General features: G+C 68.4%; 1 protein-coding gene. It reads left to right on the top strand.

The window, feature by feature from the left end; all coding sequences use genetic code 11:
* Positions 1-2 precede the first annotated feature (2 nt).
* Positions 3-173, top strand: coding sequence for an ABC transporter permease subunit (locus tag ACZ2XM_RS15560; protein ID WP_490619024.1), 171 nt, complete (start codon positions 3-5; stop codon positions 171-173).
* Positions 174-266 lie beyond the last annotated feature (93 nt).

Genomic DNA, 266 nt, shown 5'->3' with positions numbered 1-266 from the left:
AGATCTGGTCGTCGTGGCCGTTCTTCTACCTGCTGGTGCTCGCCGGCCTGCAGTCGATCGAGGACGAGGTCCATGAGGCCGCCGCCATCGACGGCGCGGGCTGGTGGGCGAAGCTGCGCTACGTCATCCTGCCCGCGCTGCGCGGGCCGATCGCGCTGGCGCTGATCACGTAGTCAGCACCGGCAGCACGTTGACCGCCTGCGGCGCCGGGACCCCGAACAGCACGAAGGGCAGCGTGAAGCCGTTGATGTTGTGCAGCAGCGAGA

It is taken from the genome of Psychrobacter sp. CoH-33_TS_01 (genome assembly GCF_058189395.1).
This window is presented reverse-complemented; position numbering and strand designations above follow the sequence as displayed.